Below are 9,046 nucleotides of genomic sequence, written 5' to 3' on the forward strand. Positions count from 1 at the left end.
CTGTGACACGCTCCACCTGGCAGAACCCGCTGCGCGACTCGCGGGACAAGCGGCTCCCCACGATCGCCGGGCCCTGCGGCCTGGTGATCTTCGGGGTGACCGGTGACCTGTCCAGGAAGAAGCTCATGCCGGCGATCTACGACCTGGCGAACCGGGGGCTGCTGCCTCCTGGCTTCTCGCTGGTCGGGTTCGCGCGGCGCGACTGGGCGGACGAGGACTTCGGGCACGTCGTGTACGAGGCGGTGAAGGAGCACGCGCGGACCCCGTTCCGCCAGGAGGTCTGGGACCGCCTGGCCGAGGGCTGCCGGTTCGTGCAGGGCTCGTTCGACGACGACCAGGCGTTCGACAACCTGGCGACGTGCATCAAGGACCTCGACGAGGTCCGCGGCACGGCCGGGAACCACGCGTTCTACCTGTCGATCCCGCCTGCCGCGTTCACCAAGGTGATCCAGCAGCTGAACCGCACGGGGCTCGCGAAGCCGGTCAACCACGAGTGGCGCCGGGTGGTCATCGAGAAGCCGTTCGGCCACGACCTGACGAGCGCCAAGCAGCTCAACAAGATCGTGAACGAGGTCTTCCCCGAGGAGTCGGTGTTCCGCATCGACCACTACCTCGGCAAGGAGACCGTGCAGAACATCATGGCGTTCCGGTTCGCCAACCAGCTGTTCGAGCCGATCTGGAACGGCAACTACGTCGACCACGTGCAGATCACCATGGCCGAGGACATCGGCCTCGGTGGCCGTGCCGGCTACTACGACGGCATCGGCGCCACCCGTGACGTCATCCAGAACCATCTGCTGCAGCTGCTCGCGCTGACCGCCATGGAGGAGCCGGTCTCCTTCGACCCCAACTCGGTCCGGGCGGAGAAGGCGAAGATCCTGGCCGCCACGAAGCCGGTCGGCCCGTTCTCCGAGACCACCGCGCGCGGCCAGTACACCGGCGGTTGGCAGGGCGGCCAGAAGGTGCCCGGCCTGCTGCAGGAGGGCGGCTTCGCCAAGGACTCGATCACGGAGACGTTCGGCGCCATCGAGCTGGCCGTGGACACCCGCCGCTGGGCCGGGGTGCCGTTCTACCTGCGCACCGGCAAGCGGCTCGGCCGCCGCGTCACCGAGATCGCGGTGGTCTTCAAGCGGGCGCCGCACCTGCCGTTCGACGCCACGTCCACCGAGGAGCTCGGCCAGAACGCGATCGTGTTCCGCGTCCAGCCGGACGAGGGCGTGACGATGCGGTTCGGCTCGAAGGTCCCGAGCTCCACGATGGAGGTCCGGGACGTCAACATGGACTTCAGCTACGGCCACTCGTTCACCGAGTCCTCGCCGGAGGCCTACGAGCGGCTGATCCTGGACGTGTTGCTCGGCGAGCCGTCACTGTTCCCGAAGAACGACGAGGTCGAGCTGTCCTGGCAGATCCTCGACCCGATCCTGAAGGCCTGGCAGGCGAACGGGAAACCGGAGCCGTACTCGGCCGGCACGTGGGGTCCCGACTCCGCGGAGCGAATGCTCGCCCGCACCGGCCGTCACTGGAGGCGTCCTTAAATGATCATCGACCTGCCGGCCACGACGACGTCGCAGGTGAACAGCAAGCTGGTCCATCTGCGGGAACAGGGTGGCGCCAACACCATCGGCCGGGTGCTGACGTTGGTGATCGTCACCGACGACAGTGAGAAGACCGAGGACGTCATCGACGCCGCCAACCACGCGAGCCGGGAGCACCCGTGCCGCGTGATCGTCGTGGCGCGGGGCGCGAAGAAGGCCTCTCCCCGGCTGGACGCGCAGATCCGCGTCGGCGGTGACGCCGGCGCCAGCGAGGTGATCGTGCTGCGGCTGTACGGCCCGCTCGCCACCGAGGGCGCGTCGTGCGTGATCCCGCTGCTGTTGCCGGACGCGCCGATCGTGGCGTGGTGGCCGTTCGAGGCGCCCGTCTCGCCGGCCAAGGACCCGATCGGCCGGCTCGCGACCCGCCGCATCACCGACACGGCCGCGGAACGCAACCCCACGAAGGCCCTGGAGGCCCGGGCGAAGGGCTACGAGCCCGGCGACACCGACCTGTCGTGGACCAGGCTCACGCTCTGGCGGGCGCTGCTGTCCGCCGCGCTGGACCTGCCGCCGTACGAGAAGGTGACGGCCGCGACCGTGTCCGGTGAGGCCGAGTCCCCGTCGGCCGAGCTGCTGGCCTCGTGGCTGGCCGCGCGGCTGCGGCTGCCGGTGAAGCGGGTGAAGGCCAAGGAGGGCCCCGGCATCGTGTCGGTCGTGCTGGAGCGCAAGACCGGCAACATCGAGATCCACCGCCCGGACGGTGCGGTCGGTTCGCTGTCGCAGCCGGGCCAGCCGGAGCGCCGGGTGGCGCTCGGGCGCCGCGCGGTCCGCGACTGCATCGCCGAGGAGCTGCGCCGCCTGGACCCGGACGAGATCTACGAGCAGGCGCTGCGGGCACTGAACAAGGTCGACCGCGGCCGGGGCGCGGCGGCGAGCCGCAAGCCCGCCGCCAAGAAGACCGACGAGAAGGCGAAGGCCGTGGCGGCCTCGTGAGCCAGCTCGTCTACGAGACCGCGGACGAGCTGGCCTCGGCCACCGCGGACCGGTTGGTCGCGGCGTTGGCGGCCGCGCAGGCAGCCCGTGGCACGGCCTCGGTCGTGCTGACGGGCGGCCGCACCGGCATCGCGGTCCTCGCCGCGCTGCGGTCCGCCACGCTGGACTGGTCGAGCCTGGACATCTACTGGGGTGACGAGCGGTTCCTGCCCGCCGGCGACCCGGAACGCAACGAGACCCAGGCGCGGGAGGCCCTGCTCGACCACGTGCCGGTGTCCCCGGCCCGGGTCCACCCGATGGCGCCGTCCGACGGCGAGTTCGGCGACGACCCGGACGCCGCCGCCGAGGCGTACGCGGTGCTGCTGAAGGACGTGCCCTCGTTCGACGTGTGCCTGCTCGGTGTCGGCGAGGAGGGCCACACGGCGTCGATCTTCCCGCACTCCCCCGCCGTCTACGAGACCGCACGCGCGGTCGTGGCGGTCCGGGACTGCCCGAAACCGCCGCCCACGCGGGTCTCCCTTACACTCCCCACGATCCGTCAGGCGTCCGAGGTCTGGCTCATGACCACCGGTGAGGCCAAGGCCGAACCCGTCGCGTCGGCACTTGCCGGGGCCAGCGAAGAGGACGTCCCGGCGGCCGGTGCGCGCGGCAAACGCCACACGCTGTGGATTCTCGACCGGGCGGCCGCCTCCCGACTTTGAGGTACGTCAGTTGACCGATGTCTCCGGCAACTGACAGGGACAGGCTGCACGGGTGACTTCGGAAGAAGCGGACAACGAGACAGTAGTGCGACAGGTGTTCGACGACCTGCCGTTCCCCGCGTACCGATGGCAGCTCATCGCGCAGGCGACGGTGTACGGCGCGGATTCGGTGACGATGGCGAAACTGCACCGCCTGCCGCCCCGGCGCTACGCCGACCCCGAGGAGGTGGCGGCGACGATCCTCGCCACGCGGTACGCACGACCACGGCCGCGCCGGTACCGGCCGGTCGTCATCCCGATGAACGTCAAGCACCGGCCGCTCGTGGTCGCGGTGGCGGTTCCTGACTGATCATGCGCATCGGCATCATCGGTGCTGGACAGGTCGGCACCACGTTGAGCAGGCACCTGGCCCTCGTCGGCCACGACGTGTCGCTCACCGGCCTGCTCGTCGAGAAGACGGTCCGGGCGGTGGCCGCCTTCGCCGACGTGGTCGTGGTCGCCACGCCGTTCAGCCGCCACCGGGAGCTGCCGGTGGCCGAGCTGGTCGGCAAGCCGGTCATCGACACCACGAACTACGACCCCGAGGTCGACGGGCACGTCCTCGACCTCGACGAGGACCTCACCACCTCGAGCGAGCTGGTGCAGACGCACCTCACCGGCGCGCTGGTGGTGAAGGCGTTCAACGCCATCCGCTGGGAGCACCTGCGAGACCACGCGCACCGGGACCGCTACGCCGGTCGGCTCGCGATCCCCGTCTCGGGTGACCACCCTCGGGCCAAGAAGACCGCGATGGCGCTGGCCGAGGAGATCGGCTTCGACGCGGTCGACGCGGGGGGCCTCGCCCGCGGCGGCCGCAAACACCAGCCGGGCACGCCGGTCTATGCCGTCGACCTGACGGCCAGCGACCTGCGTGCCCGGCTGCACCTGGCCACGTGAACGGACCCGATGCCCGCTCCACACGTTCCGCGTGGGCGGCAATTGCCGGCACCCCGGAGGCCGGTGGGGCGGCGCGGCCCCACCGGCCTTTCCCCGACCGTCGGGACTACGATGAACGGACTACCGACAGCCGACGCGAAGCGCGGGAGAGACGTCATGGGGAAAGACCCAGAGCGTCGTTCCCCCGCGCGTTCCCAGTCGCCGGACGTGCAGCGGATCATCGATCGGCGGCTGCAGGTCAAGGTCGTGAAGCACAACCCCGAACTGCACGTGTGCCGCCTGTTCGGCGAGGTCGACCTCCTGACGGTGCCCACTCTCGCCGGCGTACTCGATGATCTTCGCGACCGCCGTGTGCCGGCCGTCGTCGTGGACCTCACCTGCGTGACGTACTGCGCGGCGGCCGGCGTCCGAGCGCTCCTGGACGCCACCGAGAAGGCACGGCGGGCCGGCCAACGCCTGGCGGTCGTGATCGCGAGCCTCACCGTGGCGCGAGTCCTGAAGGCGACCGACAACATCGACGGCATCGAGAACTACGCGACGCTGTCGGAGGCCATGATCTCGCTCAGCGGTTAGTTGCGGCAGGCAAGCACGGGGAGCGGCTTGGGTACGTCCGTCGTGCGCGGCGGTGTGCGGCGGTCGGCGCGGCCCGGCGGACGGCTGGGGACCGCGCGGAGCCGGACGTACCGGGCGGGTGCCGCCACGTGGTACTCCAGTTCGACCGGCATGGCCGGCGCCGCCGACGTGCGACCGCCGGTGAGCAGCGCGAAGCCGATCATGCTCACCACCAGCGCCACGTGCACGGCCACGTCGTCGGTGTGGAACGGCACGATGCTCGGGTCGGCGAAGGTGCCGAACTGCCACAGCAGAACGTAGGTGACGCCGCCGCCGATGAGGTAGGCGTGCGCGCTCCGCCTGCCGTGGCTGAGGGCGAGGCCGGCGAGACCGAACCCGAGGTGCACGAGGTTGTCCAGCAGCCCAGGCCCGAGGTCCAGCACACCGGCCACCAGGAACAGCGCCGCGACCAGCATGGCGGCGAGCTGCCCCGGCTCGCGTCGGACCCCGTTCATCGTCATCCCGCACCTTCCCCTCTTCCGGTTCGACAACGCGGCGCCGGGCCACCCGAAGTGATGCGCGACCACCTTGCCCCCTCGCCCGGTGGTCGCGTGCTCCGACGCGCCGATCATTAACCGAAGATCAACGCAAAGGTGTTACGGGCTTCGCGTAAGGAAATGGATCTCGGGGCCGTACGTACGGCAACTGGTGATTTGCTCCAGCACATTGATCTGAAACATTTCGTCCCGTACCGACGATGCCTATGTCTTCATTTGTGCGGAGCACAACTCCGGTGGGAGGCCGACCGAATGTCAACACTGCGGCGAAACCATGCGGCGCTCACCAGTGCTGAGCTGCCGCGACAACGTGCCGGCGGCCACGAAACCTGGCCGCCCCGCACCCAGGCCCCCGTCGAGCATGGAGGATCCGTCGTGGTCGCGCCCACCCTCGCGCCGTCGATCGGTGTCGACGAACTCCGCATCCTCCCGCGCCCACCCCGGCTCGCGGCACGTGTACTTGCTGTGTTCCGTACGAGTCCACGTGCCCGCGGCATCGCGGGCGACGTCGCCGCGTTGCTGCTGGCCGTGCTCGACGTGTGGCTCGTCATCCCGGAGGACGCGCCGACCTACTCGATCTGGTTGTCGGCCGTCGCGGTCGCCGCCGTGGTGATGCGGCGCCACGTGCCGTTCCTGGCCGTGCTGGTGACGGTGCCGGGGTTCATGACCGGATGGTCGCAGCTCGCCGCGATGATCGCGCTCGGGTCGCTCGCGAAGAAGCACCGCCTCATGTCGTGGCGGACGGTCGTCGGCTGCATCCTCGTGTTCCTGTGTGGCTACGTCCGCTGGCCGTTGTCCGAGTTCTTCGGGTTGAGCTGGCAGGAGCACGCGCTCAACGTCATCTGGGCCGTGATCATCGCGGGCATGCCCGTGGCCATCGGCCTGCTCATCTCGGCGCGGCAGGAGCTGTCCGCACGCATCCGTGAGCTGGCGTCGAGCCGGGAGCGGGAGCGGAAGCTGCTGGCGGAGACGATCCGGGCGGCGGAACGGGCCGAGCTGGCACGCGAGATGCACGACGTGGTCAGCCACCAGGTCACGCTCATCGCCATGCAGGCCGGCGCGCTGCAGGTGTCGACGACCGGGGACACCGCCGAGTCCGCCCGCACCATCCGCGAGCTGTCCACCCGCACCCTCGAGGAGCTGCGGAGCCTGGTCGGCGTGCTGCGGTCCGGCGACGCGACCGAAAACACGCAGCCGGGCCTCGACGAGCTGGACGACCTGGTGCGGAACTTCCGCGACGACGCGGTGCCGGTGGCGCTGGAGTTGGAGGCGGAGCCGTCGCGCCTACCGCGGCCCGTGTCGCACGCGGTGTACCGGACGGTACAGGAGGCGCTCACGAACGTCCGCAAGCACGCGTCCGGCGCACGGGCCTCGGTGCGTGTCCTCGCCCAGAAGGACACGCTGGTCGTGGAGGTACGCAACGGGCGCGCGGAGACTCGGAAGCCGGCGCTGCCGTCCGGGGGCCACGGGCTGATCGGCCTGGAAGAACGTGCGGGGTTGCTCGGCGGCACGTTCTCGGCCGGCCCGACATCGGAGGGCGGCTTCCGGGTGTCAGCCACCTATCCACTGGCTGGCTGACACACAGCGAAGGCCGTCGTATGGACTACGTGGGTGTCCATACGACGGCCTTCGTGTGAAGTTCTAGAGGCCTTCCCGCTGCTTACGGAGCTTGGCGAGGGCTTCGGCGAGGATGGCCTCGCCGTCCGCGTCCGAGCGGCGCTCCTTCACGTACGCGAGATGCGTCTTGTACGGCTCGTTGCGCGGGGCCTTCGGCGGTTCCTGCGAGTCCCGACCGCCGGGCAGACCGCAGCGTGGGCAGTCCCACGACTCCGGCTCCTCGGCGTCGAGCGCGAAGAACGGCCGCGACTCGTGCCCGTTGGCGCACCAGTAGGAGACTCGCCGGCGCGGCGCTGACTCGCCACGCTCCGACTCGCCCATTGGCCCAGCGCCGACTCGAGTACCTCGAATCGCACTACCACCAGCCATCGACTCTTACACCCCCACAAGGTGGTTCAAAACGAGAAACGTCCCGTTCCCGGAGCGGACGGGACTTCAGGCGACCTTGATGAGCAGGCCGAGCCCGATGACGCAGATGAGCCAGATCGAACCGATGAACAGCGTCGCGCGGTCCAGGTTCTTCTCCGCGACACTCGAGCCGGAGAGACTCGACTGCATACCGCCACCGAACAGCGATGACAGACCGCCACCACGGCCGCGGTGGAGCAGGACCAGAAGGATAAGCAGCAGGCTGGTGACGATGAGACCAATCTGCAGGGCTAGAACCATTTCATCCTCGCTGTCGACCCAAGGACCGCGTCAGCACGGTCGATGCAACAGGTTACCTGGTGCCGGGAGATCGTCACACAGTGCCCCTGTCATTTGACCAGGATTGTTGCGGCCAGAAACAAACTGACCGATAATTCTGTTTCGGGACTGATTCCGCGTGGCCTCCAGGTGCCCCTCGTGGGCACGTACGGAAGGAAGTCACGCATGCTCTCTCGTCGCTCGTTCCTCGGCGGACTCGCCGCGGCGACCGCAGCTCTGCCCCTCTCGTCCCGGCTGGCCGCCGCGGCGACCGTATCCCTGGTGATCACGAACCAGTCCGGCCGCGGACCGCTGTGGATGTACGTGGTCGGGGTCAGCCACGCGACCGGCCAGCAGTGCCGGCTGTCCGCGAACGGCACGCTCGTGCCGGTGTCGACCGCCGACAACGGCCCGGACGGCTACACGGACTACGCGATCCAGGTGGACGGCACCCGCACGCTCTCGCTGCCGCAGGGCATGTCCGGGCGGGTGTACGTGGCGCTCGGGCAGAAGCTGAAGTTCCGCGCGAACCCCGGCAACGCGCTCGCCTACCCGGCCGGCTGGGTGAGCACCGACCCCAACTACCCGGTGCTGCACGACTTCATGGAGTTCACCTACGACGGCGCCGGCATGCATTGCAACACCACGACGGTCGACCAGCTGTCGGTGCCGCTGGCACTGTCGCTGACCGGCGCGTCCCAGCAGTCCGCGGGCCGCCTGCGGGACGGCGGCCGGGCGGCGGTGTTCGCCGCGCTCCGGGCTCAGCCGGCGTTCGCGAACCTGGTGCTCGGCGACCTGCGGGTCGTCTCCCCCGGCCACGGACTCGACGCCGGCCTGTTCGCGTCGAACTACCTCGCGGCGTGGATCGACGAGGTGTGGAACCACTACCGGACGCGCACGATGACGGTGACCGCCGGTGCCCGCACCTTCCGCGGTTCCGTGCAGGGCGAGCAGTTCGTGTTCGACGGCGGGGTGCGGCCGTTCACCAAACCGTCCACCCGGGACGTCCTGTTCTGCGACGGCACACTGGCCGCCCCGAACGACGGCGTGACGGGCCCGGTCGCGGCGGCCCTCGGCGCGGGCTTCAACCGAGGCGTCCTGACGAACACCGGCGCGCAGCCGGTGGCCGGCGCGAGCACCTACTACCGGCGGTCGGTCACCAACCACTACGCCCGGGTCATGCACGAGAACACCGTGGACGGCAAGGCATACGGCTTCGCCTTCGACGACGTGTGCGAGCACGCCCCGTACATCTCCGACCCCGCGCCGACCAGGTTGACGGTCACGCTCACCCCGTTCTGAGAACAGTGAAGGGCCCCCGTCACCGGGGCGGATTCCAGGGGTCGTCGCAACACAAGTGGTTAACTGGCTTCGGTCAGGAGTTTAGCGAGGCGCTCGGCTGGGGTGTCCCAGCCGAGCGTTTTGCGTGGGCGGCCGTTGAGTTCGGCGGCGACGGTGTCGAGGTGGT

General features: G+C 69.7%; 11 protein-coding genes. 8 read left to right on the forward strand and 3 right to left on the reverse strand.

What is annotated here, in order from left to right; all coding sequences use genetic code 11:
• Positions 1–2 precede the first annotated feature (2 nt).
• From zwf to VF106_RS07395, 6 genes are all read left to right on the forward strand, one after another.
• Entirely contained in the window at positions 3–1,535 is a 1,533-nt protein-coding gene (gene zwf, locus VF106_RS07370; RefSeq protein ID WP_330838823.1) for a glucose-6-phosphate dehydrogenase, read from the forward strand.
• Entirely contained in the window at positions 1,536–2,528 is a 993-nt protein-coding gene (gene opcA, locus VF106_RS07375) for a glucose-6-phosphate dehydrogenase assembly protein OpcA (RefSeq protein ID WP_330838824.1), read from the forward strand.
• Positions 2,525–3,229, forward strand: a complete 705-nt coding sequence (pgl, locus tag VF106_RS07380; protein ID WP_330838825.1) for a 6-phosphogluconolactonase — start codon at positions 2,525–2,527, stop codon at positions 3,227–3,229. The genes opcA and pgl overlap by 4 nt, the downstream gene beginning before the upstream one ends.
• Before the next feature lie 52 nt (positions 3,230–3,281).
• Positions 3,282–3,578, forward strand: coding sequence for a DUF2795 domain-containing protein (locus VF106_RS07385; protein WP_330838826.1), 297 nt, complete (start codon positions 3,282–3,284; stop codon positions 3,576–3,578).
• A gap of 2 nt (positions 3,579–3,580) precedes the next feature.
• The gene (locus VF106_RS07390; RefSeq protein ID WP_330838827.1) at positions 3,581–4,165 is read left to right on the forward strand and encodes an NADPH-dependent F420 reductase; all 585 of its coding nucleotides are present in this window, start codon (positions 3,581–3,583) and stop codon (positions 4,163–4,165) included.
• 156 nt (positions 4,166–4,321) lie between these two features.
• Entirely contained in the window at positions 4,322–4,738 is a 417-nt protein-coding gene (locus tag VF106_RS07395; protein WP_330838828.1) for an STAS domain-containing protein, read from the forward strand.
• Here the strand turns inward: VF106_RS07395 and VF106_RS07400 are convergent.
• Positions 4,735–5,232 carry a DUF4383 domain-containing protein gene (locus tag VF106_RS07400; protein ID WP_330838829.1) on the reverse strand — a complete coding sequence of 166 codons (498 nt, stop codon included), beginning with the start codon at positions 5,230–5,232 and terminating at the stop codon, positions 4,735–4,737. The genes VF106_RS07395 and VF106_RS07400 overlap by 4 nt on opposite strands.
• A gap of 507 nt (positions 5,233–5,739) precedes the next feature.
• Between VF106_RS07400 and VF106_RS07405 the strand changes: the two genes are divergently transcribed.
• Complete coding sequence (locus VF106_RS07405; RefSeq protein ID WP_330838835.1) at positions 5,740–6,852, forward strand: sensor histidine kinase; 1,113 nt, start codon at positions 5,740–5,742, stop codon at positions 6,850–6,852.
• Positions 6,853–6,915: 63 nt separating this feature from the next.
• Here VF106_RS07405 and VF106_RS07410 read toward each other — a convergent pair whose 3' ends face one another.
• Both VF106_RS07410 and secG read right to left on the reverse strand, forming a co-directional pair.
• Complete coding sequence (locus tag VF106_RS07410; protein WP_330838830.1) at positions 6,916–7,260, reverse strand: RNA polymerase-binding protein RbpA; 345 nt, start codon at positions 7,258–7,260, stop codon at positions 6,916–6,918.
• Between the two features lie 66 nt (positions 7,261–7,326).
• On the reverse strand, positions 7,327–7,560 hold the full coding sequence (gene secG / locus VF106_RS07415; RefSeq protein WP_330838831.1) for a preprotein translocase subunit SecG: 234 nt from the start codon (positions 7,558–7,560) through the stop codon (positions 7,327–7,329).
• Positions 7,561–7,764: 204 nt separating this feature from the next.
• On the opposite strand from secG, the gene VF106_RS07420 reads away from it, so the two are divergent.
• Positions 7,765–8,880, forward strand: a complete 1,116-nt coding sequence (locus VF106_RS07420; protein WP_330838832.1) for a beta-1,3-glucanase family protein — start codon at positions 7,765–7,767, stop codon at positions 8,878–8,880.
• Positions 8,881–9,046: the final 166 nt, after the last annotated feature.

The sequence above is a fragment of the Actinophytocola sp. genome, assembly GCF_036378875.1.
In the GTDB taxonomy this organism is placed as follows: Bacteria; Actinomycetota; Actinomycetes; order Mycobacteriales; family Pseudonocardiaceae; genus Actinophytocola.

Excerpts from the sequence above, each read along its gene's own strand:
- opcA (WP_330838824.1), top strand. The coding sequence starts at position 1,536 with ATGATCATCGACCTGCCGGCCACGACGACGTCGCAGGTGAACAGCAAG.
- VF106_RS07390 (WP_330838827.1), top strand. The coding sequence starts at position 3,581 with ATGCGCATCGGCATCATCGGTGCTGGACAGGTCGGCACCACGTTGAGC.
- VF106_RS07395 (WP_330838828.1), top strand. The coding sequence starts at position 4,322 with ATGGGGAAAGACCCAGAGCGTCGTTCCCCCGCGCGTTCCCAGTCGCCG.
- VF106_RS07400 (WP_330838829.1), bottom strand. The coding sequence starts at position 5,232 with ATGAACGGGGTCCGACGCGAGCCGGGGCAGCTCGCCGCCATGCTGGTC.
- VF106_RS07410 (WP_330838830.1), bottom strand. The coding sequence starts at position 7,260 with ATGGCTGGTGGTAGTGCGATTCGAGGTACTCGAGTCGGCGCTGGGCCA.
- secG (WP_330838831.1), bottom strand. The coding sequence starts at position 7,560 with ATGGTTCTAGCCCTGCAGATTGGTCTCATCGTCACCAGCCTGCTGCTT.
- VF106_RS07420 (WP_330838832.1), top strand. The coding sequence starts at position 7,765 with ATGCTCTCTCGTCGCTCGTTCCTCGGCGGACTCGCCGCGGCGACCGCA.